Source organism: Paenibacillus castaneae (genome assembly GCF_002884445.1).
Lineage (GTDB): Bacteria > Bacillota > Bacilli > Paenibacillales > Paenibacillaceae > Pristimantibacillus > Pristimantibacillus castaneae.
In genome coordinates, this window is the sequence record NZ_KZ614144.1 from 3,722,230 (window position 1) to 3,746,981 (window position 24,752).

At 45.1% G+C, this 24,752-nt stretch carries 30 protein-coding genes, 1 pseudogene and 1 riboswitch; of the genes and pseudogenes, 12 read left to right on the plus strand and 19 right to left on the minus strand.

The features are described from left to right. Positions 1–39: 39 nt before the first annotated feature. A complete protein-coding gene (locus CEF13_RS16940; protein WP_102712254.1) occupies positions 40–1,185 on the plus strand; it encodes an MFS transporter in 1,146 nt (381 codons plus the stop codon). Positions 1,186–1,763: 578 nt separating this feature from the next. Here CEF13_RS16940 and CEF13_RS16945 read toward each other — a convergent pair. The 3 genes from CEF13_RS16945 to CEF13_RS29500 are packed head-to-tail and all read right to left on the minus strand — an operon-like array spanning position 1,764 to position 2,760. Continuing rightward, positions 1,764–2,486, minus strand: coding sequence for a copper amine oxidase N-terminal domain-containing protein (locus CEF13_RS16945; protein ID WP_102712256.1), 723 nt, complete (start codon positions 2,484–2,486; stop codon positions 1,764–1,766). Between the two features lie 41 nt (positions 2,487–2,527). Then, positions 2,528–2,686 carry a topoisomerase DNA-binding C4 zinc finger domain-containing protein gene (locus tag CEF13_RS29495; protein ID WP_208414356.1) on the minus strand — a complete coding sequence of 53 codons (159 nt, stop codon included), beginning with the start codon at positions 2,684–2,686 and terminating at the stop codon, positions 2,528–2,530. After that, positions 2,632–2,760, minus strand: a complete 129-nt coding sequence (locus tag CEF13_RS29500) for a hypothetical protein (RefSeq protein ID WP_279588842.1) — start codon at positions 2,758–2,760, stop codon at positions 2,632–2,634. Before CEF13_RS29500 ends, CEF13_RS29495 begins: the two co-directional genes overlap by 55 nt. Positions 2,761–2,970: 210 nt before the next feature. Between CEF13_RS29500 and CEF13_RS16955 the strand changes: the two genes are divergently transcribed. Continuing rightward, a complete protein-coding gene (locus tag CEF13_RS16955; RefSeq protein ID WP_102712260.1) occupies positions 2,971–4,149 on the plus strand; it encodes an acyltransferase family protein in 1,179 nt (392 codons plus the stop codon). Between the two features lie 89 nt (positions 4,150–4,238). Next, positions 4,239–5,081: a non-homologous end joining protein Ku gene (gene ku / locus CEF13_RS16960; protein ID WP_102712262.1), complete on the plus strand. Its 843-nt coding sequence runs from the start codon at positions 4,239–4,241 to the stop codon at positions 5,079–5,081. 150 nt (positions 5,082–5,231) lie between these two features. On the opposite strand, the gene CEF13_RS16965 is transcribed toward ku, so the two are convergent. After that, complete coding sequence (locus tag CEF13_RS16965) at positions 5,232–6,065, minus strand: deoxyribonuclease IV (protein ID WP_102712263.1); 834 nt, start codon at positions 6,063–6,065, stop codon at positions 5,232–5,234. A 119-nt stretch (positions 6,066–6,184) separates the two neighbouring features. After that, the gene (locus tag CEF13_RS16970; RefSeq protein WP_102712265.1) at positions 6,185–7,078 is read right to left on the minus strand and encodes a carbon-nitrogen hydrolase family protein; all 894 of its coding nucleotides are present in this window, start codon (positions 7,076–7,078) and stop codon (positions 6,185–6,187) included. Between the two features lie 70 nt (positions 7,079–7,148). Between CEF13_RS16970 and CEF13_RS16975 the strand changes: the two genes are divergently transcribed. Next, positions 7,149–8,102, plus strand: a complete 954-nt coding sequence (locus CEF13_RS16975; protein WP_102712267.1) for an ATP-dependent DNA ligase — start codon at positions 7,149–7,151, stop codon at positions 8,100–8,102. Positions 8,103–8,186: 84 nt separating this feature from the next. Here CEF13_RS16975 and CEF13_RS16980 read toward each other — a convergent pair whose 3' ends face one another. Together CEF13_RS16980 and CEF13_RS16985 are read right to left on the minus strand one after the other, a co-directional pair. Continuing rightward, positions 8,187–8,699, minus strand: coding sequence for a GNAT family N-acetyltransferase (locus CEF13_RS16980; protein WP_243864342.1), 513 nt, complete (start codon positions 8,697–8,699; stop codon positions 8,187–8,189). 18 nt (positions 8,700–8,717) lie between these two features. Then, on the minus strand, positions 8,718–9,152 hold the full coding sequence (locus CEF13_RS16985; RefSeq protein WP_102712269.1) for an NUDIX hydrolase: 435 nt from the start codon (positions 9,150–9,152) through the stop codon (positions 8,718–8,720). Positions 9,153–9,518: 366 nt separating this feature from the next. Between CEF13_RS16985 and CEF13_RS16990 the strand changes: the two are divergent. Together CEF13_RS16990 and CEF13_RS29295 are read left to right on the plus strand one after the other, a co-directional pair. Further along, a pseudogene (locus CEF13_RS16990) lies at positions 9,519–9,941 on the plus strand (NucA/NucB deoxyribonuclease domain-containing protein); the annotation flags it as partial. 78 nt (positions 9,942–10,019) lie between these two features. Further along, on the plus strand, positions 10,020–10,160 hold the full coding sequence (locus CEF13_RS29295) for an excalibur calcium-binding domain-containing protein (RefSeq protein ID WP_244917164.1): 141 nt from the start codon (positions 10,020–10,022) through the stop codon (positions 10,158–10,160). A gap of 16 nt (positions 10,161–10,176) precedes the next feature. Here CEF13_RS29295 and CEF13_RS16995 read toward each other — a convergent pair whose 3' ends face one another. After that, a complete protein-coding gene (locus CEF13_RS16995) occupies positions 10,177–11,085 on the minus strand; it encodes an SDR family oxidoreductase (RefSeq protein WP_102712273.1) in 909 nt (302 codons plus the stop codon). Between the two features lie 556 nt (positions 11,086–11,641). Between CEF13_RS16995 and CEF13_RS28845 the strand changes: the two genes are divergently transcribed. Further along, positions 11,642–11,809 (plus strand): hypothetical protein, encoded by a 168-nt coding sequence (locus CEF13_RS28845; protein ID WP_166742705.1) that lies wholly within the window; start codon positions 11,642–11,644, stop codon positions 11,807–11,809. 88 nt (positions 11,810–11,897) lie between these two features. Continuing rightward, entirely contained in the window at positions 11,898–12,509 is a 612-nt protein-coding gene (locus tag CEF13_RS17005) for a nucleotidyltransferase family protein (protein WP_102712277.1), read from the plus strand. A gap of 28 nt (positions 12,510–12,537) precedes the next feature. Here CEF13_RS17005 and CEF13_RS17010 read toward each other — a convergent pair whose 3' ends face one another. From CEF13_RS17010 to CEF13_RS17050, 9 genes are all read right to left on the minus strand, one after another. Continuing rightward, positions 12,538–13,317, minus strand: coding sequence for a glucosaminidase domain-containing protein (locus CEF13_RS17010; protein WP_102712279.1), 780 nt, complete (start codon positions 13,315–13,317; stop codon positions 12,538–12,540). Between the two features lie 222 nt (positions 13,318–13,539). After that, the gene (locus CEF13_RS17015) at positions 13,540–14,349 is read right to left on the minus strand and encodes a TatD family hydrolase (RefSeq protein WP_102712281.1); all 810 of its coding nucleotides are present in this window, start codon (positions 14,347–14,349) and stop codon (positions 13,540–13,542) included. Between the two features lie 4 nt (positions 14,350–14,353). Next, entirely contained in the window at positions 14,354–15,151 is a 798-nt protein-coding gene (locus CEF13_RS17020) for an ABC transporter ATP-binding protein (protein ID WP_244917089.1), read from the minus strand. Positions 15,152–15,224: 73 nt separating this feature from the next. After that, positions 15,225–16,004 (minus strand): ABC transporter permease, encoded by a 780-nt coding sequence (locus CEF13_RS17025; RefSeq protein WP_102712283.1) that lies wholly within the window; start codon positions 16,002–16,004, stop codon positions 15,225–15,227. After that, positions 15,994–16,296 (minus strand): thiamine-binding protein, encoded by a 303-nt coding sequence (locus CEF13_RS17030; protein WP_102712285.1) that lies wholly within the window; start codon positions 16,294–16,296, stop codon positions 15,994–15,996. The genes CEF13_RS17025 and CEF13_RS17030 overlap by 11 nt, the downstream gene beginning before the upstream one ends. 35 nt (positions 16,297–16,331) lie before the next feature. Beyond that, the gene (locus CEF13_RS17035; RefSeq protein WP_243864343.1) at positions 16,332–17,369 is read right to left on the minus strand and encodes an ABC transporter substrate-binding protein; all 1,038 of its coding nucleotides are present in this window, start codon (positions 17,367–17,369) and stop codon (positions 16,332–16,334) included. A gap of 182 nt (positions 17,370–17,551) precedes the next feature. After that, a riboswitch (TPP riboswitch) is annotated at positions 17,552–17,664 on the minus strand. A gap of 70 nt (positions 17,665–17,734) precedes the next feature. Beyond that, positions 17,735–18,670 carry a cysteine synthase A gene (gene cysK / locus CEF13_RS17040; RefSeq protein WP_102712287.1) on the minus strand — a complete coding sequence of 312 codons (936 nt, stop codon included), beginning with the start codon at positions 18,668–18,670 and terminating at the stop codon, positions 17,735–17,737. Between the two features lie 112 nt (positions 18,671–18,782). Next, a complete protein-coding gene (locus CEF13_RS17045; RefSeq protein WP_102712289.1) occupies positions 18,783–19,394 on the minus strand; it encodes an FMN-binding negative transcriptional regulator in 612 nt (203 codons plus the stop codon). Between the two features lie 12 nt (positions 19,395–19,406). Then, on the minus strand, positions 19,407–19,904 hold the full coding sequence (locus CEF13_RS17050; protein ID WP_102712291.1) for an 8-oxo-dGTP diphosphatase: 498 nt from the start codon (positions 19,902–19,904) through the stop codon (positions 19,407–19,409). 518 nt (positions 19,905–20,422) lie between these two features. Between CEF13_RS17050 and CEF13_RS17055 the strand changes: the two genes are divergently transcribed. Genes CEF13_RS17055 through CEF13_RS17065 form a run of 3 tightly spaced genes read left to right on the plus strand, consistent with a single transcriptional unit; the run spans position 20,423 to position 22,210 of the window. Further along, a complete protein-coding gene (locus CEF13_RS17055) occupies positions 20,423–20,632 on the plus strand; it encodes a hypothetical protein (RefSeq protein WP_102712293.1) in 210 nt (69 codons plus the stop codon). After that, positions 20,622–21,887: a DNA polymerase IV gene (locus tag CEF13_RS17060; RefSeq protein WP_102712295.1), complete on the plus strand. Its 1,266-nt coding sequence runs from the start codon at positions 20,622–20,624 to the stop codon at positions 21,885–21,887. Before CEF13_RS17055 ends, CEF13_RS17060 begins: the two co-directional genes overlap by 11 nt. Further along, positions 21,884–22,210: a YolD-like family protein gene (locus tag CEF13_RS17065; RefSeq protein ID WP_102712297.1), complete on the plus strand. Its 327-nt coding sequence runs from the start codon at positions 21,884–21,886 to the stop codon at positions 22,208–22,210. Before CEF13_RS17060 ends, CEF13_RS17065 begins: the two co-directional genes overlap by 4 nt. 18 nt (positions 22,211–22,228) lie before the next feature. On the opposite strand, the gene CEF13_RS17070 is transcribed toward CEF13_RS17065, so the two are convergent. Continuing rightward, entirely contained in the window at positions 22,229–23,533 is a 1,305-nt protein-coding gene (locus CEF13_RS17070) for a DUF2515 domain-containing protein (protein ID WP_208414358.1), read from the minus strand. Positions 23,534–23,704: 171 nt separating this feature from the next. Between CEF13_RS17070 and CEF13_RS17075 the strand changes: the two genes are divergently transcribed. Next, complete coding sequence (locus CEF13_RS17075; protein WP_102712299.1) at positions 23,705–24,400, plus strand: SOS response-associated peptidase; 696 nt, start codon at positions 23,705–23,707, stop codon at positions 24,398–24,400. Between the two features lie 60 nt (positions 24,401–24,460). On the opposite strand, the gene CEF13_RS17080 is transcribed toward CEF13_RS17075, so the two are convergent. After that, the gene (locus CEF13_RS17080) at positions 24,461–24,748 is read right to left on the minus strand and encodes a stage VI sporulation protein F (RefSeq protein ID WP_102712301.1); all 288 of its coding nucleotides are present in this window, start codon (positions 24,746–24,748) and stop codon (positions 24,461–24,463) included. Positions 24,749–24,752 lie beyond the last annotated feature (4 nt).

The window sequence follows — 24,752 nt, forward strand, 5'->3', positions numbered from 1 at the left end:
ATGAATCCATCCTAGAGAACATGAGGTATAATTATTTTTATGAATGCTGTCAGACTATTACGAAGCTTTAACTTTTTGTATTTTGCTATGTTGGTTATTTTTGTTGCTTTCCTCCCGGTCTATTTGAATGAACAGGGTCTAAATCCAAGCCAAATTGGATTTATTACCGGTACAGGAGGCTTTATTACCATTATCGCTCAGCCTTTATGGGGGATGATAAGCGATAGAACAAAGACTACACGCAAAGTACTTATGGTTCTGCTTGTGCTTTCAAGTGTATTCGGTTATTTTTTGTACGCAACCAGCAGCTATCCTCTACTTATCCTGTTTGCTATGCTGCTTTACTTCTTTCTGCTCCCGATCGATCCGCTGGCAGAAAGTCTCAATTTCACAATATCCGAATCCGCTGGAGTCAGTTACGGCTCCATACGAACCTATGGCGCATTAGGCTATGCGGTAGTCTCGCTCCTCACTGGCTACGTTATGTCCTATTTCGGAGCGCATAGTCTAGCACTGCTATTTGCCGGCATTGGAGTAATCAGTTTTGTTATATGCTTGTTAATGCCTGATGCTCCCGTTTCAGGGAAGCCCGTCACCTTAAGCAGTCTTAAACATTTTTTTAGCAATAGAGAGACTCTTCTGTTTATGCTTCTCGTCTTTATTTGTTCTGTTCCGGCTCGGATGAACGATACTTTCCTTGGGGTATACATTCGTGAGCTCGGAGGGAGCACAGAACTGGTTGGCCAGACCTGGTTCTTAGCGGCAGGCAGTGAAATTCTGGTATTCGCCTTAAGCTTCTGGTGGCTGCGAAAAGGCAAGGAATTATTTATTATTTCGTTCGCCTCTTCGTTCTTCTTCATTCGTTTTTTTATTTCGGCTTGGATTACCGATCCTCATCTGCTGGCTTATTTGCAAATCCTGCAGCTGCTGACTTTTCCGGTCTTCTATTCTGCCGCTATTCAATATCTTTATCGAATCGTTCCGGTTGAATGGCGTGCTACAGGCCAAACCGTGCTGGCACTGCTGTTCTTCGGAGTTTCAGGTATTGCAGCCTCCTATTTAGGCGGCGCTTTGTATGAGGCCTTTGGAGGCCATACCCTTTACCTGACCATCTCAGCCATGTCTTTCCTTGGAATGCTGTTCGGCTTAGTGCTTTATCGGGTGTATGGGAGAACGGTTAATTAAAACAGCGATTCGTGTAAAACATGTGCTTGGTCGTTACAAAACAGACTTAGGCTTTGAGTTAGTTTCAACATTTGATGCTACAGGCCACGTGATGAGTCAATTATGATTATGAGTTTCAGGTTTTGAATTTAACTCGTTTGTTTCAAGTATTAATTACTGAGAAAATAATAAACCAAAAAAGAAAAACAGCTGATCAGATATGAAACTCTGATCGGCTGTTTTTTTGATAAAAAAGCTTCATTTGTAATTGTGCCTTGTGCATTGTATAATACTCTTCCGCTTGCGTAATCTTCATATTTTTCTAAAATCCTTTCATATATGTACATTTCTAATAGAAATCCTTTCATATATTCCATTATATATCTACATTATTCATTAACCACAGCTGTGTTCCGCTCATTCCACTTCAGCAAAACGTATCTTTTAATTTGCTCTGCTACCTCTGCTGGCGGGACGGTACTGGTATCGATCGTAGGCATCGCCGGATTAACGCTACTTACCTTTTGAGAAAAACAATATAGGATATAAACAAAATAGCCACTCCCATGAGCGGCTATTAATGATTAATTTCATCAATTTTATTTTGTTGAAATATAAAGATTAGATTTATCAATTGAAGCTATTTTTCCATTTGCCCATTTCACAGCGGAACGCACTGGAATATAGTAAGAATTGTCAGCTTTAACGGCAACAACAGCAGTTGCTTTTCCATTAAGGGAAATCTTATTATTTTCTATATTTATTTCAATTGTCGTTTTGTCTTTTGTCAAAATGATATTTCCTGCTTTATTCGTATCAATGCTGTATCCAAACAATTGCGAAAAATCTCTTACAGGAATATAGCTTGAATCCTTTATGCTAATTAATGGTTTATTTAGGCTCTGATATTTTTTATCAAGGTATAAGCTAAGATCTAAATATGTAAATACTGATCCCTTGTCTGTGTAATAATTACAGTCCCAAATTCTTTCATAGTAATTGTAGTAGGTATCACTCGACTTGAACTTATCTTCAATCTTTTTACAATGAGGCGCTGTAGCATATTCATTATTTATTATTTTTTCTTTCGTTATTTTGGTAGCAGAGGAACTCGATGCACTTGATCCTTTACTGCTAGAACCTTTACTGCTAGATCCTCCATTATGATAGTGATAGCCTGTACATAAACCTTTCGATATCGACTTTGCAGAACAATTATGGCCTCCACTACTATCAGTACGGCCCGAATGAGCTAAAGCTAAGGCAGGCGTTACCAAAGAAAATAGGAGTACACTCGATAGAATTAATATTAAACGCTTCATTAAATAGTCTCCTTAAGTTTAAGTTTCATGGAAAAGATTCATTACACGGCTTCTGTATTACGACACTTAGGAAAAGTTGAGCAACCATAAAATTGTCCACGAGCACTTTTACGGTGGATCATGACACTTCCGCATCTACTACAAATTAATTGTTCGTCATCTGATTGTTCAATGATTTGCTTTGGAGATGTGCTTCCCAAGCAGCACCTATTACAACCAATAAAGCGAATGCTTGCTCCGACTCTAATTCATTTTTTTTGCTGCGCCTAGCCACCTTGCCATCCCCTCATCAACTATATAATGTATTTCTAGTTATATCGGCAGATGTAATGGGTAATTTTACCCATGTTTTAAAAAGGTAGTAAAATAGAACCAAGAAATGTGTTGGATTTCGCTAAAAAAAAGTTAAGGACAAGCTTCAATCAATCCTATATAATCATTTTTGTTAATATATTTTTACAGTAAATACAGGGGGCGCATCCGCTTGCAAAGGTATGAACAATTAGATTCACTTAGAGGGTTAGCTGCCTTAGCCGTAATGCTTGGACATTTCTTAATGGTGTTCGCGCCAATCGTGCAAAATACATCAGATTTGAGCTTTCTCGACTATCCGCTTAATATACTGAAATATTCTCCGTTTCGAGCCATATGGGGAGGACATGAGGCGGTTATTATGTTTTTCCTTCTTAGCGGATTTGTGTTATCCCTGCCATTCTATCATAATCGGCAGCAGTCCTATTCGAAATATGCGATCAAACGGATTTGCCGCATTTACATTCCATTCGTGATCGCTTTGTTCGCATCAATTGTGCTTAGGGATGCCGTGTTTGAATCGAAGCTTTCCGATTTAACGAGCTATTATAATAACCTTTGGGTAAGACCCCCAGATATGATCTCCATTATTCAGCATCTGCTGTTTCTCGGAAACTACAATACGACCATATATGATCCTATCCTCTGGACACTCGTGCATGAAATGAGAATATCGCTTCTATTTCCCTTTTTGATGATTATTATTATCAAGGGCGGCTGGAAAGCTGGTCTTCCGTTCGCATTTGCTTTATCCTTCGGTGCAGAGTGGGCGCTCAACCACTTTGAAACGAGATATATGACCAATTTTGTAGTTTCCTTTCATTATGCATCAATCTTCCTTGTCGGGGCTTTGCTTGCTAAATATCTAACGCCATTGAAAGCGGCTTTCTCGCGCCTTAATGGCTGGGGTATAGCTCTGCTTCTTGTAATTGCGTTATGCAGCTATACCTTCAAATGGATTGGATACGACGAAGATTTCCACGACATGTTCCCGCTTCATCGAGGAGATTGGATGACTGCGCTTGGCGCTTCTATTTTTATTATTACCGCCGTATCTTCATCTCGATTATCAAAGCTGCTGGAGCGAGAGCCTTTCCTTTTTTTAGGGAAAATTTCATACAGCTTGTACTTATATCATATGATCGTTTTATTAACACTGGTGCATTTAATGAATGATTTTCTAAATACGCCGCTAATTGTTTTGCTTGCCTTTATTCTTTCCTTTGCAACGGCTGCAATGGGCTATTATTTCGTAGAGCTGCCTTCCATTCGCTTGGGCAAACGGCTCACTAGCTGGAGGAAGAAGCCTATCATTTCTGATACAGGCAGCGGAACGAGCTTGCCATCCTAATTGCTTTGCTTTAAACCTGACCCCTAAGTTAGTCGTATATTTCACTCATTTAAGCACATCCTATTTATAAAAAATAGGGTGGGATAATCATGCATACGGTTTGGAAAGGTGCAATCAGCTTCGGGCTTGTTCATGTCCCTGTGAAGATGTTCACGGCTACAGAAGATAAGGATGTTCATTTCCGCAGCATACACAAAGCTTGTGGTACCCCCATTTCAAATGTGCGTACCTGTATCCATTGTGATAAAGAAGTCGGTCTTGATGAAATAGCTAAAGGCTTTGAATACGAAAAAGGTAAGTTTGTTCTTTTTAATGAAGAAGAAATTGAAGCGCTAAAGCCTGAATCAGCAAGAGTCATACAAATTCTCGACTTTGTCGATCTGACAGATATCGATCCTTTGTATTATCAAAAAGCTTATTATCTGTCTCCAGACATGTCCGGAGCAGGAGCATACAGCCTGTTAGTTGAGGCTATTAAACAAACCGGTAAAATAGGAATCGCCAAAATATCGATTCGAAGCAAGAGCAGTCTTGCAGCCATTCGAGTAATAGACAATTGCCTGTGCATGGAGACGATGCATTACCCCGATGAGATTCGCTCCCTAACGCAGGTGCCTAATCTTCCCGAGCAAGCGAATATAAACGAAAAAGAACTACAAATGGCTAAAATGTTAATTGAGCAGCTATCTGAGAAGTTCGACCCTGAGAAATATACAGATGATTATCGGATCGCAATGCTTGACGCCATCCAACATAAAATTGCAGGTCAAAGTGTAGACATCGTCTCCACACCGGATACTGCCAGGTCCAATGTCATTGATCTTATGGCGGCTTTGCAGGCCAGCCTTGAAGCTGCTCAAGCACCGCCACCTGCGACGACGCCAAGAACTAAGCGCAAAAGCACGCCAAAAAAGACGAAGGAAATCTCCTGACGATTCCTTCCCTACGTATTGATGGAGCGGTGATCGTCGCCCGATATGAAATATGAATAGACGCACATAAAAGCTCATTCATATGAATGAGCTTTTATGTGTGCAATGTATCGATAAATCCATGCTTGGTCATTTTCTATTTCTCTCTTCTCAGCTCGTAGCAAGTGTATATACGTACTTAATCTCATCCCTATGTGAATATTGCTGAGAACTCGGTGTCTCCAAGATGATTGGCAGATCCCTTATTACGGGGGCTTGCAAAAATTCCTTTATCTTATTTTCCCCGATATATCCCTTTCCAACATTAGCATGTCGGTCCCTAAACGAACTGCTTGGATATACGGAATCATTAAGATGTATAGCTTTAAGGTGGGTGAAATATCCTAGCTCAATCCCCTTCTCCATGACTGTAGTCCAATTATCACCTGTCCATAACCCACTTGCGAACGCATGGCATGTATCGAAGCAATATCCAATTTTATCGGGATAATTCGTCAATTTGCGGATTTGCACAAGCTCCTCTAACATCAGACCCATTTTCACGCCCTGTCCAGCATTATTCTCGATCAATATGAGGCATTTACCTTCCCAGTTTATAAGAACCTTATTGAGCATATCGATCATTAATTTATATCCTTGCAGAGGCTCAGGTCCCTTATATTTGCCAAAATGTACAACAAGTCCAATAGATCCACACGCTTCAGCAATGTCTAAATCGTTTAAAATGGAGCTTATCGTCACTTGCTGCATCTCAGAATCTTCAATCGATAAATTAGTCATATAAGGTGTATGGGCTATGGAAACCAGTCCATGCTCTTGGCAAAAACGAGCACATTTATCTGTATCCTTGTGGTCATAGGACTTCACAGACAAGCTGCGCGGGTTTTTAGGAAAATACTGAAAAGCTTTTGCCCCCAGCTTTACTGCCTCCTGAGCCGCGGCTAGATACCCGTTCCTAATCGTCACATGGCTTCCGAGGTTCATTCTCTTTTTCCTCCCGCTCCCGCTCCAAACAATTTCAATGCTCCCCACAAAATATATCTTATACTTCTTATACTGATTTGAAATATTTTTCCCCGTTAGTTGAACCCTTATACGCTAAGCTATGTTCTTATAAAAGGCGCTTCTACTTTATCACTTAGAAATTGTTTATATGCATTCACCTTACGAAACGTATTTCCCATCATATCTTTACTACGATAATTTCGTAATTCATCTAAATCAAACTCGGCAATGAAAACACCTTCTGTCATTTCATCTGCTAACATAATCGTGTTATCGACTGATTTGCCTTCGTTATCCCAAACTACTGGACTATATGCGCAGGAACATCCTGCGTTTTCACCAGGTGGATTTGCCATGGCAATGCCAACCATATTCTCATATGCTCTTGTTGAAAGAGCCTGTAATCTGGGCTTCATCGTTCCGCAATCATTGGGAACCAATATAATTTCTGCTCCTTTTAACATGAGCATTCTAGCACTCTCAGGGTATTCCCTGTCATAACAAATCATAATCCCAAGCTTCACACCATCAAATTCGCACACTTTAAATTCTGTTCCGCTCTCAAGCATTCGTTCAGCAGCAAAATCGCAAGTATGAACTTTACTGTACTTTAATAAAATAGCTCCGTCTCGGTCAATTACAAATGCTGAATTTCGTGGACGTTTTACCCCTTTTGTAAAACAAGTGATGACAATGCCTATCGATAATTGTCTCGCAATCTCCTGAAAAGATTTGATATGTATACTGCTTTCGTCTAATGCCGCCTCATACCAAACTTTGAAATCAGGATGATTTTCTATCTCATTTGCCGGCAGATTCGATTCAACAATATCAGGAAAGGCATATCCCGTTATCCAGCATTCGGGAAATAAAACGATATCCGCTCCGAGATTTTTAGCTTCTTTTACATAGTGCAGTCCCATTTCTGTATTTCGTTTCTGATCAGGTAAATGGCAATTGTATTGAACGGTCGCAATAGTAAAGGTTTTCATCCGCATCACCTCTCTTATATTCATCTCATTATATGGGCAAACTTGAACTATTCTATTTTGGAGGTTATGTATGGAACTCAAACCCGTTTATCCATTTGAGCCTATTAGTACGTCTATCCCCCCCAAAGGACATAACTGGGTGGCACAAATCAAATGGGATGGAGTCCGGGTATTACTATATTTTGATGGTAACGAAGCGAAACTGTTTAATCGGAGAATGAATGAACGGACGATACAATATCCCGAGTTTCTTGGGTTAAGCTCATTTTGCAAAGCCGATTCTGTTATTCTTGATGGAGAAATGATTGCATTTGATCAGAATAAACCTTCATTTCATGAGATTATGAAAAGGGACAGCCTGAAGCAATCTCAAAAAATCAAGCAATCTTCCGTTCAAATTCCAGTTACCTATATGATATTTGACGTATTATTTTATAACGGGGATTGGGTGACAGATCGACCATTACAATATCGGCAGGCCTTACTTCAGAACATTATTATTCCGCAAAACAACCTTCAGCTCCTACAAAACTATGATGATGGAGCAGCCTTATTCGAGCTAATGAAACAATATCAAATGGAGGGTGTCATTTTTAAGGACCTTCAAAGTACTTATCGTATGAATGGAAAAGACGCGCGTTGGAGAAAAATGAAGGTAATGAAGGATCTAATCGCCGTGGTAGGCGGAGTTACTTTTAGGCATAATATTGTAAACTCGCTGTTGCTCGGCATTTACACGAATGAAGGTGATTTGATATACATCGGCCATGCAGGTACAGGCAAATTAACGCAAAAAGATTGGGCCTCAATAACAGAATATATAAAAGAAATACAAATAACCGATAGACCTTTCATTAATGAACCAGAAAGGTCCAAAGATGCGATCTGGGTGAAGCCGGAACTTACAGTCAAAGTCGAATATCTTGAATTAACCTCTAGTGGGGTAATGCGTCACCCAAGCATTCAAGCTGTTGTTCAATTGGATCGGAGCGGTTGTACGGTAGACCAGTTAAAGGGACAGTAGCATAAAATCGCTGATCTACGTACACTAGCCATATTATGCGCAGCAGCAGTTCTGTAAGAGCATCCTGACCGCGGCCAAGAGAGGTTAAGGCCTTTCTTTAGTCAGATATAAAGCTAAATCATGGCCCACAAGAACATAACTGCCAGGCTCCACCGGTTTTTCCTCAAACATAATTCCTCTTCCGTCAGGAATGTAGCCTCTCTTCGCATAAAGGCGCTGCGCATTTCCGTAATCCTTATACAGCCCAACACCAATACCGACAGTTCCGTGTTTCTCAAAAGCGATTTGTTCAATAGCATCCATTAAGGCATTGCCGATTCCAAGCCGGCGCAGCGGCGGAACGACATCGAAATTGTTTATCTCCGGTATCCCTTCCTCTGCAAAAAAAGGATAATACGATTTCGATAACAGATGCAGCCAACCCGCAAACTCATTGCCATAGAAAGCTACCAATGTAATCCGCTCTCCGGATTTATTTTGTTCCCAGCACTGCTTGATATAGGTTTCAGGCTTGCTAATATCGTGATCCTGAAGTGCTTGATACACCGTTGTTACGTCTTCACTTATCATTCGTCGTATTTGAATATGAGAATTCATGTTTATCTGCTCCCTGCTTCAGGCTCGTATTTGCTTTCGAATGGATTCCGCGCATTCCAAATTTTCTCTTAACCAAATGGGTGCTTCCGGATGGGCCATTATTTCGTCGCAGGTCATCCAGAATACCGCCTCCACTTCATCTGGGCACTTTCTCCACGGTTCGCCGCTTTCAAACTCACATAGAAATACAATGTCTATCACTTTATTCCCATCATCCGCTATAAAAGAGGTGCTTCTTACATAATGAAGCTGTTCTTTTACTTTGGCGCCTACTTCCTCATCGATTTCACGCTTGAGCGTTCTTTCTAAAATATGTACGGAACTTCCCTCATCCTCGACTTTACCGCCAACAAAAGCAAGGCCGCCTGGCGCATGTGTCTCTTTGGCGCCGCGTTCGACGACCAACCATTTATCTTCTCGGAATATGGCACCCTCTACGTTAACTACAAACATTCAAGACCCTCCTCTCTTTGGCTCAATTATCGCTATATATGTTAATCTATTGAATTTTCACCGTTCAACCCTTTGTTTCCTGCCTATCCTTTTCATTCTTGTTATTTTTATATCTCATAATGGCTATCGGCAAATTCATTAGACCCATCGACATCATACTGATAACAGGCAATAACTGTTGGAAAGTGAGTTTGCTATTACCGTCCCCCACTGGTCCCGTTTTCGGTTGGCCAGGTAAGAATTATAAGTTTCTTCCTACTCTACTCGCACGGTGCACTCAAAACTATTTAAGTTTTCTCTTAATTAATAGGATTACAAGGATAAATATAGTAAAATGTTTGTTAGTTTAAACAAAGGGGAATAGAAATGAAAGCATTCATAGCCACATTAACAACACTCATGCTCTTGCTCACAGGCTGTGGGACTATCTATGTAGGCACTAATCCGACAATATCCACTGCACCAACTGCTTATGACGCTTCTATTATTTTACCGTCAGACCGATACCCGGAGACGATCGCTCACATTGCTGCTGCAATAGAAGCAGGGGCATCTGCTATTTGCACCATTGATAGAGCCGGTGCTGAGAGCAACCGATCTGCGTCATTACATGGCGTACCTACGAAGTCAGGCTATGATCGGGATGAGTGGCCGATGGCCATGTGTTCGGAAGGCGGAGAGGGCGCAGATATTGCATATATTTCACCGAAGGACAACCGCGGGGCTGGTTCCTGGATCGGCAATAAGCTGGATAAATATGAGGATGGTACGAAGGTTTTATTTATTATTGCGAAGGATCATTCTTCTGTCGCCACTTCAGATCCCATAACGACAGAAGAGCTTCCAGCTGCCGTATCCCCTACAGCAGTGCCAACCAAAGAGCCGGAGGCTGTTGTTTATGCTAATTGTGCGGCAGTTCGAGCAGCTGGAGCTGCTCCGATACATAAGGGCGATCCGGGCTACAGCAGAAAGCTTGACCGGGACGGGGACGGCATTGGATGCGAATAAATAAGACGTTGAATTACTATGTCTCTGTCATTGTCCCGCCGTTCACATGCAGTACCTGCCCGGTTACATAGCCCGAATCATCGGAAGCCAAATAAACATAGGTGGGCGCCAATTCAAAGGGCTGACCTGCCCGGCGCATTGGCGTGTTCACACCGAGCGTTTTGATATAATCAGCGGTATAGCTGGATACCTGAAGAGGCGTCCAAATCGGGCCAGGCGCGACAGCATTTACTCTAATCCCTTGATCAACTAATTGAAGCGCTAACGAGCGGGTGAAAGAAACGATAGCTCCCTTAGTCGAAGAATAATCAAGGAGCAGCGGCGCACCCGCATATGCAGTGACGGACGCGGTACTGATAATGGTGCTTCCAGGCTCTAAATATGGCAAGGCCGCTTTTGTCAGAAAAAAGCTTGGAAAGATGTTCGTTCGAAATGTATCTTCCAGCTGCTGCCGCGTAATGCCAAGAATACTCATTTGAGGAAACTGTACGCCTTGATTGATTACGAGTACATTTAATTTCCCATAATGCTTAATCGTTTGCTCCACCACTTCACAGCACCATTGCTCGTCGCGCAAATCGCCAGGTAGCAATAAGCACCTCCGACCATGGCCCTCTACTAACAGCCGTGTATCATTAGCATCCTTATGCTCATCCAAATAGGCAATTGCAACATCCGCACCTTCCTTAGCGAAGGCGATTGCAACTGCACGTCCAATTCCGCTGTCACCACCCGTAATGATGGCCACCTTGTCCAAAAGCTTGCAGCTTCCCTTATAAGAAGGGTTGTCTGAAATAGGCTGAGGAAACATCAAATACTGAAATCCTGGCTGACGATCCTGATGCTGCGCAGGAAATGTCTCTGGTACCTGTTCACATTTCGTTTCCATTCCGTAGTATGGATACATAGGATACTTCGGGTACATTGCGATTCCTCCCAATCGTTCATCAATATGAATAAGCATAGTATATTCGCCTATTTTTGAGATGTAACTTGGACCATTTAAAGAGAGTGCAGCTTGGCCTACGCATGCTTTCCATGATAACGGCGCTGAAATTCTAGCTCTTAGATGCTTAGCAGCGCATGTCACTATTCAAGAAAGCGACAAATTTTTTTAAGGTAGTGTTAAGGTTCCTTATTTATAATAAGAGTCATCAACCCCACTGTTGATTATATAGCTAGGACACCGACCCACAGCGATGTGGGTCATTTTTTTTAGCCAGTGTACATGTTTATGGAAAAGTTTGTGTTTATGAATAAGTTCGAGGACTAGCACGTACATATGCTTGGCTCAGTTCCCTCCCTTTCAAAAACAACCTTTTCCAGATCCCCCTTAAATATGTGGAACCAACTCATGGATAAAAACGTTATATACGAATAGACATAAAAGACGGCGTTTGCTTTCGAAGATGGTTTTGCTGTCGCAAAACCAAGCGTTTGCTTTCGAAGATGGTTTTGCTGTCGCAAAACCTTTAGGAGAGGTGAGAATCATCGAAACTTTCGGCAGAGGCTGCTTGTACATTATTTTAGGCGTCATCGTCGTAATGGTGCTGGCCTTTATCGTTGGAGGAACGATATCGATTCCTTGGTTTATTGTTATTCCCCTTATCATACTCGCTTTCTGGGCAGCATCTAGAAAAAACAAATAAGCACGACAATTGTGACAATGCTGACATTCACACCTAAGTAGTGTGAATGTCAGTTTTTCTGTACTCTACGTCTAGGGAGAGATGCATTTTGAATATAAAAAATAAAGAAGACATCATACAGCTTATTCAAGCAGATGAGTGGATGATGGATGTTTTGAAAACCGCACAAACTTTGCATCTGCCGGATTGGTGGATTTGCGCCGGATTTGTCCGATCCAAAATTTGGGACGAGCTGCACGGTTATAAACAAAGAACTTCTACTCCCGATATTGATTTTATCTATTTCGATGAAAGCAATCTGGACGAAGCTGTAGAAAAGAAGCTGGAAGATCAGTTGAGAAGCATAAATCCCAGCCTTCCTTGGTCTGTCAAAAATGAAGCAAGAATGCATTTAATCGACCATACAGCTCCATACAGCTCTTCCATAGACGCCATTTCGAAGTTTCCAGAAACCGCAACCGCTTTAGGGGTTTCTCTAGACGAGCAGCAGCAAATTATTTTCACTGCTCCTTGCGGGATAGACGATGTGATTAGCATGCGGGTATGCCCTACTCCTATTTTCAAAGAAACGGAACAGCGCATGAGGGTATATGAAGCACGTGTAAAGAAGAAAAACTGGATTGCTAAATGGCCCAAAATCAAGGTTTCATCCATCATTGTGACCGATGAGCCATCATTACAGCAAGAAAACCAACGATAATCGTTGGTTTTTCTCTCCTTATCGTAAACTATGCTTTATCCAATATCACGACTCTAGCAGACGAATCCCAGCTTGCCTTAAGGCCCAGCTCTGCTGCTAAATCACGAATCTGCACATATCCCGTCGCTTCGGATTTGATAGAATCCAACTCTTTGCCGTTAACCGTTACTTTCGTGCCCGTCCAATCTATTTTTGCCCCAAGCGCTTCACCTACCAATCTTGCCGGCACCCAAGTATATCCGCTTAACAAGTAACCAACGGATAGGAATTGCCCATTGTAAAGCACATCAATTTGCTCGGCGTCCTTAAATTTATCCGGTTTCTTTATTGCCCTGCTGCTTTGGTCATCATATTTTTTCAATCCGTACTGTTTAATAATTGATATTAATTTAGACGCATACGTCGGATCAGTCGCATAGCCGCATGCTTGCAAAGCTTCCGCTTGCTGCTCAGGCGTAAGCGCTTTTTGCACGCGTTCGTAGCGAGCGGATGCAAACAGCATATCCGAGTCCTTATAGTAGTGGTACACACTCTTATAGGCTCGAAATGCTGCTGTCGTGCTAACATTTCGCCCATCTACATATTCCCACGTTCCTTTGACAACTGCCTCCCCCTGCCAATACGCATTGGTCTGGCCGCTGCCGACCTTTATTCCCCCCAAATTGTTCCAGGGATGAATAACGCCGCCTGTTTCCAGCAAATTTTGCGCCAAACGCACCGAAGGAAATATTTTTGATCCCTCTTGCGTGACTCGAATGACCGTTGGCGCCAATATCGCAAAAAATTGTTCTCTCGTCAAAGCTGCCATCTGTTTCCTCCTTCCTGCCGCCTTAATTGCTACTATTTGCAGGCTGTTCTCTACTCTTTATGCATAGACAACCTGAACGGCAACGGACAAAATGGTATGAAAAAGCGGCTAAATAGGCCAAAACGCTGAGCTCACTTCAAGCCATATCGCATCTTCTAAAAAAGAGGAGCCCTTCCACAAGATCATTGATCTTAGAAAGCGGCTCCTAGTACACATATTCTACTATTCTATTCCATAAAAGCGACGTGTATTATTGAGCAGCACGTCAATTACTTCATCAGCAGGCTGCCCTTTTATTCTTGCAATATGGACAGCTGCATCCGCAACCATCCCGGGTTTAGTCCGTTCACCTGTATACGGCCCTTCGAAAGGCCAAGGTCCATCTGTCTCAACCATGAGCAGCTCAAGTAGATACTGCTTTACTAGGCTTTGAATCTCATCTTCATAAGCAACATCTGGTGTGATCGAAACCATACAGCCACGAGCTGCCATCCGCCGTATCGTATCCGCGCTGCCTTTAAACCAATGAAAATGAGCCCTCCGAACATGATGCTTCTCCAGAATGCTGCATGCTTTATCCGCATCCTCATAAACGGCGTGCAGCACAATCGGCCTGTCAAGCTCAGCGGCTAGCGCAGCGAATCGTTCAAGCAGTTCCAAATAAGGCTGCTCATCGAAGCTTCTGCCTTCTGCCTCTGCCTCCGTCCGTGTATAATAAGGCAGCCCAACCTCGCCAATTGCGAATGGTTCACCCGCATCATGCCGCGAACGAATCCACTCGAATAATTCGTCCAGCTCTTCCTTGGATGGAATTGGCTGCTCCGGATGAAAGCCATAAGCTGGATGCACCTGGCCCACATATTGAAGCGCAAGCTCGTGATTCAATATGGCGGATTGCAAATTCATCGAGACAGCTATGACGGCAGCAATGCCTGCTTGAAAAGCCCGCTCAAGCAGCTCAGATCGCTCCTCCTCCGCATATAAATCAACATGAATATGAGCATCTATGTAGGATGCTGTCTTGGTTGTCATGTCATCAGCCTCCTGTCCTCACACCGACCTTCAGCAGCTCATAAATCTGCTGCTTCATTTCATTAAACCGCGGATCCGTCCATAATGCTTCACTGCGCGGCCGCTGGAATGGAACTTGGAATTCATCCAACACAACAGCTGGCGCGGCAGACAATACAATAATGCGATCAGATAAAAACAACGCTTCTTCAATACTATGTGTAACGAGAAGCACTGATCTCCGGTTTTGCTCCCAAATCGACATTAACCATTGCTGCATATGCAGCCTCGTCAAAGCATCCAATGCGCCGAACGGCTCATCAAGCAGCATCAGCCGCTGCGGTGCCAGCAGCGCCCGAAGAAAGGATACCCGCTGCAGCATGCCCCCAGATAGCACATGGGGAAAGGCATTTCCATATTCATCTAGACCAATACGCTCCAGCCATTCCTTTGTCTTCTGCTTGGCTTCCTGACGGTCCACGCCCGAAATGGTTAAGGATAGCTCGATATTACCCGTTACGGTTAACCAAGGCAGCAGAGCCGACTGCTGCGGCATATACGAGATGTGACCGCGTTCGCCTGTCGTTTGCTCACCATTAATCCAAATGTTGCCCTCAGATGGCTTCTGCAAGCCGCCAATGACTTGAAATAAAGTCGATTTCCCGCTTCCGGAGGGGCCAACGATAGAAACAAATTCACCATCGGCCACAGATAGCGTTATTCCACCGAGCACCTCTTTACGAGAAGCACCTTTACCAAAATCCTTCCGAATTCCCTGAACACGCAGCGTCTCACTGCGATTACCGTCTTTATTTATTGTCACGCTGCTTCATCTCCTAAAAGGTTTGCGAAGCAAACCTACTTCGTAAGCATTCGCTTAGGTTTGCGTAGCAAACCTACTTCGTATGTTGATCGCTTGCAGGCTGCCAGCGAATGATCAGACGCTCTGCCAGAGCGACTATCGCGAACAATAGCAGGCTGAACAGCACGATTATAATAACGGCAGCAAATACGCGGTCTGGCATGAACCCTTTGAAGGATAAAATCATGAAGTAGCCTAGCCCGCGATTTGAACCGATCCATTCCGCTACAATCGCGCTGAGCACGCTGTAGGAAGCTGCAATTTTCAAGCCTGAGAATAAATGTACAATAGCATGGGGAAGCTCCAGCCGCCAGAACATCTGCCATTTGCCTATGCCGATCATTTGCAGATAGTTGCGCAGCTGGGCATCGGGATTCGATAATCCGCTGAGCATGGCGATTGCAACGGGAAAGAAACAAACCATTACAACGAGCATTACTTTCGGCAGCAGTCCATAACCGAAGAACATCGTCAGTATGGGTGCAATGGCGATAATCGGTATGCTTTGCGATAATACAATCAATGGGTAAAAAGCTCTGCGCATACCGGGAATTAAATGCAGCAAAGCGGCGAGCACAAAGCCCACCGCCGATCCTCCCACAAAACCGAACAGCGTAAGCTGTACAGTCGCTCTCATATGCATCAATAGCCGCGGCCAAATTCGTATAGCTTCCTGCACAATAGAAAGCGGCGAGGGCAGCATCCATTGATCGATTCCGCCCCATGTAACAGCCGCTTGCCAGCATGCAATTACCCCAGCCAGCGTAACGAGCGGGGGCCATGCTTTTGACCAAAAGCTTGTATTATTGCCCATCGGGATATTTCTCCAGCAATCTGCCCATCGAAGCGCCGTTTGTCGGATTATAATATATTTTTATTTGTGAAATAACAGATGGACAGCCCATCTCTGCCATCGCCTCACTCATCGATTGAACGACACTCAGCAAATGGCTGAGCTCGCCTTCCATCGTTGTCTCAAGCGGAGCCACACGATAAGGCACCCCGGCTGCTTTAATGATCTCAATTGCTCGATCGACATATGGAAGGACGCTTTCTCCGCCCGGTGTTGTCGGTAAAATTTGAATGCTGACTAATGCGTTTGCCATATAATTCCCTTCTTTCTTTTAGCTAAACCATTCCATTATTCTGGTAAAAACTCATTCGTAAATGCCTTTTCCGCTTCAAGCTCCTTCTCAAGCAGCTTGTGATCGAACATCCATGACGCATAATTTTCCCATACGGCAAGCTTTTGTTCACCCCAACGCGGCGCATCGTCCTTATATTTCGGGCTAAGCCATTTTTGGCTTGCACGTACAAGCTCTGCATTCAGATCTGGCTCTGCTTTGATCAATATTTCAGCTGCGTCCTCCGGATTGTCAATACAATATTGATAGCCTTTGGCTGCTGCAGCTGTAAATGCTTTAACAAGCTCCGGCTTCTCCGCAATCAACTTCTCGCTTGTTGCAATGACAGGCGTATAGTAATCCAGTTTGTCGCTATAATCAGTCAAATAAACCATATTTATTTTCTCGCCGCGCAGCTCAGCCTCAACGCCAGTCCATGCATAATAAATCCAAGCAAAATCAATATCACGCTTAACTGCTGTGAAGAAATCGCTATCTCCGATACTGATCATGTTTACTTTGCTAACGTCCGCATTTTTCTCCTGCATTAGCGATTGGATAACGGCCTCCTCCACAGGAGCACCCCAGCCGCCATACGTTTTGCCTTCGAACTTCTCCGGTGAATCAATGCCTTTATCAAGCGGCGAAGCAAAGCCCGATGTATTGTGCTGAATGACCGCCGCGATTGATACAAGCGGTACGCCCGCGATACGAGCCATCGTGATCGATTCCTGATAGCTGATGCCAAACTCCACATTGCCTGAGGCAACCATTTGGTCAGCACCGCTTTGTCCTGGTTGAATGATTTCAACATCCAAGCCCTGCTCCTTGAAAAAACCTTTATCTCTAGCAACATAAAGTCCGGTGTGATTGGTGTTTGGCGTCCAGTCGAGCACAACCTGCACCTTCTGGAGCGGCTTGTCTGCTGCACCTTGTCCGGGCTCGCTTGCCTTTGGTTCATTATTGTTCGCTCCGCAGCCTGCAAGCGCTAACGCGAATACAAGCATTGCAGCGATGCTTCTCCATGTCATTCCTGCAGCTTTCTTCTGATTCATGATGTCTTTGTTCCCCTCTCACAGCTTCTATTTGTATAAGGCGACGATTCCTCATTAGTATCCGGATACTGGCTTACAATATAACAAAAAAGCGTCCTCCTGATTCGGAGGACGCCATAAATTCGGCTGTGCAGCTGTTCCATTCAGCATGAGCGATCATCATTCGAGGATCAAACATGCAGATTAAACAGAGCTTCTGTCCCTACGCTGGCATTATCCAGATCAGGTTTAACGGGTCGGAATTGTACAGCAAATCCCCTCTCAGCCGGCCTAACCAGCTCCCCGGAACATATTCGGTTTTCGTCAATAGATCAATTGTATCGCAAAAACCGATCAAAATGCTAGTATTATTTTGAAAATCATTATCATGCCTCAGGATATAGCGCAGTTGATAAGTAACGCTCCCCTGTGTCTGGCAATAGGATGACTATTTTTTTATTTTTGTTCTCAGCCCTTTGAGCAATCTGAACCGCAGCGTGTACGGCAGCGCCCGATGAAATTCCGACAAGCAAACCTTCGGTTCTTGCTAGCTGCCTTGCCGTATCAAAGGCATCCTCGCTTCTGATTTGAATAATCTCATCAACAACCGATCTGTCGAAATTGCCTGGCACGAAGCCAGCGCCAATTCCTTGAATCTTATGAATGCCTTTGCTGCCGCCGGATAGGACGGGAGAATCAGCAGGCTCTACCGCAATGATTTTGACTGCGGGGTTTCTTTCTTTTAGCAGCTGTCCTACCCCTGTGATCGTTCCGCCTGTGCCTACACCGGCAATAAAAAAGTCAATCTCGCCGTCCGTATCTCTCCAAATTTCCTCGGCTGTCGTCCTCCGATGAATGTCTGGATTTGCGGGATTATTAAACTGCTGAGGCACAAAAGAATGTGGAGTAGACGCCGCGATTTCCTCTGCCTTCCGAATGGCACCGGCCATTCCCTCGATTGCTGGAGTAAGCACCAGCTCTGCTCCAAGTGCAAGCAGAAGCTTGCGCCGTTCTACGCTAAAGCTCTCTGGCAGCGTTATAATTAACCGGTAGCCAAGAGCTGCTGCGGCAAAAGCCAGACCAACGCCTGTGTTTCCGCTCGTAGGCTCCACGATCACTGAATCGGGTTTAAGGATTCCACGTTCTTCAGCATCCTTGATCATGGCATACCCAATTCGATCCTTCACGCTTCCTGCTGGATTGAAATACTCCAGCTTAGCAATAAGATCAGCTTCAATTTGATTCCTTTTCGAAAAATTGGCAAGCTCCAAAAGCGGAGTATTTCCTATAAGGTCTGTCAGGTTTTTTGCAATTCTTGACACGGCTATCCCCTCCGTCAGCACGAATTCCAACCCGTTTAGTTGGTTTAATAATATTACCTTAACATTCATGGTAAATAAATACAATATAATTTAGGTTGTTAACCGTGGATTTTTAGCTGCGCATATATCTTTTCATTCGATCTGCCAGCTCCTGCGCATCCTGCTTTTGACTAATCTCCAATTGCTGAATGACAAGTTTGCGGCGCTCTTCCGAATGATTTTGGCTCAGCTTCCATTTCCCCTCCAGCGAAGCTATTTTTATTTTGAAGCCAACAATTCCTTTGCTCATACCTTCAATGAATGCGTGATCCACCTCGTCCAATCGATACGTGCTGTCAGGAAGCTCATATTTTTGAACCATTTCTTTCAGCGTGCTGTACAGCACGTCCGAATCTTTTATTATTTCCATCATCCCGTAAGCATGAACAGCAATATAATTCCAAGTTGGCACAGCCGTATCGCTCTCATACCAGGACGGAGATATATAAGAATGAGGGCCTTTAAAAATGGCAAGCACCTCCTGCGACTCGATATCCACCCACTGCGGGTTCGGTTTGGCGAAATGTCCATACAGACATCCTTCAAGCCTGTCCAATACTAAAGGCAAATGGGTCGCAAAAGGCCTTCCCTCATGATTAGAAAAAACAATAGCGAAGCTATTTTCTTCAATGAATTTATATATCTCAGCTTGATCATCCATCTTAAAATGGTTAGGTATATACATATCATCGCATCCTCAGCTCTTTATAATCATCGCTTCGTTGTAGGTTTTTATCGTTTCCTTCAACGTTTTATCCTTCTCTCCATCCCATACAAAGCTCATTTCAAACGTTCCCGGATCAAAAAATAATGGAAATCGTCTTTGAAACCAATCCTGCATCGGCAGTTGAAGCGCATCCTTTATATCCACCCACAACAGCTCGCCCTCAGGCGGATTCTCCAGCAGTTCTCCTTCAAAGCTGGTAGCCAAATAATTGAATACCATATACCGGATGCCCTCATTAGGCTCACAAAATTCATCCAAGCCTTTATAAAAGATTTCCTTTACCTTAAGCCCTGTTTCTTCCTTCACCTCTCGGATGGCTGCATCCACAATGCTCTCAGGAAATTCCACCTTCCCGCCTGGCGCAATATATCCCGGAAAACCCAGCTTGTCCGGCCTATTAATAAGTAATACTTTCTCCCCGTCCTGCACCATGCACATCGTCATCATTTTATAATTCACATTAGTCATTCTATGTCGTCCCCTTAACTACTTTAAATCTGGATTTACCTCGAAGCTGTGCCTGATTTAATGAATAAGATTGCAGTAAGCTGTATCTAGCTAAAACTCATATCTCCTCTTTTACGCTGCTAACGGACACTGGATTCGTTATTCACAGGTTTTCATGGCATTAGGAAATGTTACGGACATGAGTTCCGCTATTCCCTCTCACAAGTACCATTTTCGATGCTTTTCGCACAAATAACGGCTTTGAGGTCCGCAAGCAACCGAAAACAGGGCGAATGGCAGCATATAACGGCTCCTATGTCCGCTAACTTGTAAAGGTCTCTCGCACTCTCATGGACTTATGAATCGAGCACCGATTAGAGGCCAGCCCATCATCTATTTAGATATTCTGGAACCCGCAGTCGATTTCCTTTGTAACAGCACTCAGCCATTGTAAAAAATAACCACAAAATAACTATGGAATAAGAACGTGCGTTCTGTATATAATAAGAACAAACGTTCTTAAATTGGAGGAGAGCATCATGACATCGGAAAAATGGTTCAGCGCGATCGGCTGTGTCGTTGATGTGATTTACAGAAGTAAAAAAGGGGAGTTTACGAAACGCCGAATTCGGGTGATAGCAGTGAAAGACGGACATATTAGAGCTTTTTGTATAGATTCGGGCGCACAGCGCCTCTTTTTGATGGAAAATGTGTTAGCAGCAGAGCTGGTGCGCCACAATGTCTCTTAATCGAGTGATCATGCTCGCAGACTGCCAATCGTTTTATGCATCGGTCGAGAAGGCGGAGCACCCCGAATATCACGATAGGCCGCTGGTCGTTGCAGGCGATCCTGAACGCCGCTCCGGCATTATTCTTGCTGCTTGTCCCATTGCCAAATCCTTTGGCGTAACGACAGCGGAACGTCTCGGCGATTCGCTTGCGAAATGCCCCGATTTGGTCATCATTAGACCGCGGATGCAGCTCTACATTGACATTTCCATGCGGATTACGAACATTTACCAATCGTACACCGACCTAGTGGAGCCCTATTCCATCGATGAGCAGTTTCTCGACGTGACGGGCTCGCTGCATTTGTACGGAACGCCAGAGGAGCTGGCGCATCATATTCAAACCCATATTCAATCGGAACTCGGCATATATACGCGCTTTGGCATTGCCGAAAACAAAATTTTGGCCAAGACGGCCTGCGACAACTTTGCGAAAAAAAACGAATCCGGTATTTTTGTCCTCACTAAGGATAGGCTTCATGAGACGCTCTGGACATTGCCAGTAGCCAAGATGTTTATGGTCGGCAGCCGCATGACACGGCATTTCAACGCGATGGGGATGGAGACGATCGGCAAGGTCGCAGAGACGCCGCTTGAGAAGCTTAAGCAGCTGATGCGCCGCAAATTCGGCAAAAACTCGGACATTAATGCCGAGCTGTACTGGCGTATTGCCAATGGGCTGGATGACAGCCCAGTGACGCCCGGCACGCATAGCGTAGCTCCCAAGGCTATCGGACATATGATGACGCTGCCGCGCGACTACGGGAAGCTGGAGGAAATCAAGGTCGTTCTGCTGGAGCTGACCGAGCTCGTCTGCCAGCGCTGCCGCGGCAAGGGCTATATGGGCCACGTCGTTTCGGTTGGCTGCATGGGAGCCGACTATGACCATCCAACTGGATTTAACCGGCAAATGAAAATGGATGACCCCACTAATGTGACTAACCAGGTTTACCGTGCGGCGGTTGAGCTGCTGCTGCGGCACTGGGATGGCTATCCCGTCAGGAAGGTTGGCGTCAGCCTCTCGCAATTTTCCAGCGATGATGAATACCAGCTTTCTTTGTTTGACCCGCATCGTGATAAGACGATGGCGCTTGAACGAGCAACAGATGCCATTAAGCAGAAATATGGAGATGCAATTATATTAAGAGCGGTCTCGATTACGCCAGCCGGGCAAGCGCTGCACCGCTCTGAGAAAATTGGAGGACATTACAAATGAGAAAGAAGCTTGAAGGAAACGGTCTATGGGAGTCCAGCCGCATGATGCTCCCTGAGCACAAGGTAGCCATTAACGAGCATGAGAAGGCTTTGCGGCAAAGACAGCGCGTGGAGCTCGATGAGCAGGAATGGGAGCAAGTGTCCCGTTCCGTAACCGAGTCGCTACAGCAGCGGCAGCCTGTTACACTGCGCCTCTTTCATCCAGCCGAGGAGCTTATCGTTAGCGGAATCGTGGATCGCGTCGACCAGATGAAAGGCCGCTTCATGGTCGACGGCGAATGGTTTGCCATTGGCGATATTGAAGGAGCCGACATGGAAGAATGAGTCTGCGCATACTATGCTTTATTTATCACGCTGCATCGCAAGCACCGCCAGCTCGATCTTGTTCAGCATCAGCCCGTATTCATTCGTAATTTCGAAAGAATGCGGCAGCGGCAGCTTCTGGAAATAAGGCGTTACATCTGCTGCTGACATAAACCAATCGCCATGCTCCGGAGGAGGCAGCGTCTGGTCGCCCCATGCCACGCTCAGCTCCGGGCTGTACAGCGGCTCCGCTCCGGGCTTTAGCCGACCGCCAAGCAGACGCTCCTTATAGATGCGCTGCGGAGGCTGCTGGCGCACGCGCGCAAACAAATGCGGCGCATAGTCCGCTCGCGAGCCGGTATGCTTAACAGCGCCTGCAAAGCTTCGTGCACCCCCATATACACGCGGAATGCCAAACAGCATTGCGTACAGCTGCTTGCCGAATTCGATCCGCTCCTGCAAATGCTCGAACCGCTCCAATATAAGCCCGGACAGTCGAAGCACCGTCCTGTCCTCCCCTTTTCCTTGTCCATCTCCATGTTCATAAGGAAAAATAACGCCATTCAGCTGCAGCACAGACTGCAATCCAAAAAACAACGTATGAAGCACCTTCTCGCGGAAGTAAGGCTGCTGTACAATCCTCTTCTCAATGTAATGCTGCTCATTCACAATTAATGCGATCGTCAGCGGCACCGGGTCGCGCTCTCGCCAGAACTGCTTCCAAACCGGTGCCATAAAGGATGAAACGCCGAGTGCCGGGAGCAAATGAAACAAGCTCCGGCCCTCGCGCAGACTGCGCTCGTACAGCAGCAGCTGTGGATAGGCATCGTGAAATATATAGGCATTAGCATGCTCCAAAAACTGAAATACAGCCTCACGCTGCTCCGGCCTAAGCAGCCACGGCAGCCATTCCCCCTGCAGATCCGTCATATTCCAACCGCCGTTGCGCGATACGAGATGGGCGAGCAAAGCCCAGTGCAGCTCGGGCGTACGGAAATAGACGGATCGATATGCTTCGGTACGCGTTACATTATTTCGATTGCTTATGGCCGTTTCCGCACGAATCCGCTCAATGAGTACAATCTCCTCCTCGCTCCAGCTCATCTCAGTACCGTCAACAGAAGGAGCTGGAGCCGGCTTAGACCAAGCCTGCGTGAGCCTCGCTACAGCGGAGGCAGAGAGCTGCAGCGGTACTGCCTCTCCAATCATCGTATGCGATGCGCTCATGGCGCTCCATTTCCCTGCTGCGTAAGTAAATGCAGCTCCGGGCAGTGCCAGCAGCTGCTTCAGCCAGTAACCCAATGAACGGCGGTTATGAATCCGAAGTTCATCCTTTTTCCCCATTTCCAACCCCCTTGTTCAAACGTCATGTATGCACAGAGCACTATCAAATAATTAAGCTTATACTACCAGTATCCTCCACTCAGCGGCTCATCATACCGTACAACGGATATGCGTTTCAACGTTTCGAGGTGTATAATAAGAGCAAGTAATTAGGTTGGGAGGCGAGCAGCCATGTGCGGAAGATATACGCTCACCGTAACACTGGAGGAGCTCATGGTTAGATATATGATCGAGGAGACGACCGTACCGTTTCACCGTCCGAAATATAATGTTGCACCGAGCCAACAGGTGCTTGCCATCATTAATGATGGACAAAGCAATCGGCTAGGCGAGCTGAAGTGGGGCTTGATTCCACCGTGGGCAGATGACCCGAAGATCGGATTTCAAATGCTCAACGCACGCTCTGAGACAGCAGCAAGCAAGCCCGCTTTTCAAAATCCGCTGCGCCGTAAGCGCTGCATCATCCCTGCTGACGGCTTCTACGAATGGAAGACGACAGCGAACGGCAAGCAACCGATGCGAATCGTGCTGAAAAGCCGTGCCTTGTTCAGTTTAGCTGGACTATACGAATCCTGGATATCGCCTGAAGGAAGCAAAATAAACAGCTGCACGATACTGACCACGACACCAAACGAACTAATAGCACCCATTCATGATCGTATGCCAGTCATTCTGCGTCCCGAGGATGAGCAGCTTTGGCTAAATCGCAGCGTCACGGAAATAGATGCGCTCTCTCCGCTTCTAAGACCCTATCATGCAGATGAGCTGGATGCTTATGCCGTGTCTCCGGCAGTCGGCAGCGTCCGGAACGACGACTGCTCCTTAATTGACTCCTACACGACAGATGAGCAGCTTGAGCTTTGGTAATTCCAAAGCCAAACTAATGATTCATAGCCAATTGCAAAAAAAAACGCCGACCTAGAGCGGTCAGCGAAACATTCCCCATAGCTTCAACAAATGAAACGTATTATTGGGATCAATTTTTTGCCCCATAACGAAGGCGACAATCTGGTCCTCCTGCGTATCTGTAAGCTGCTCCTGCAAAATGACGGCAGCCGCTTTAACGAGCCTTCTAACCTTTGGACGTTCCTGCAAATCAGCTTTCGTCACATTGCCAAGCAAATCACGAATTCGATCCTTCATAACAGGATTTTTTAATTTCATTTTGATGCGCTCGACCAGCTGCGGCCGAATGCCGTATTTTTCGTAACTCACCGCC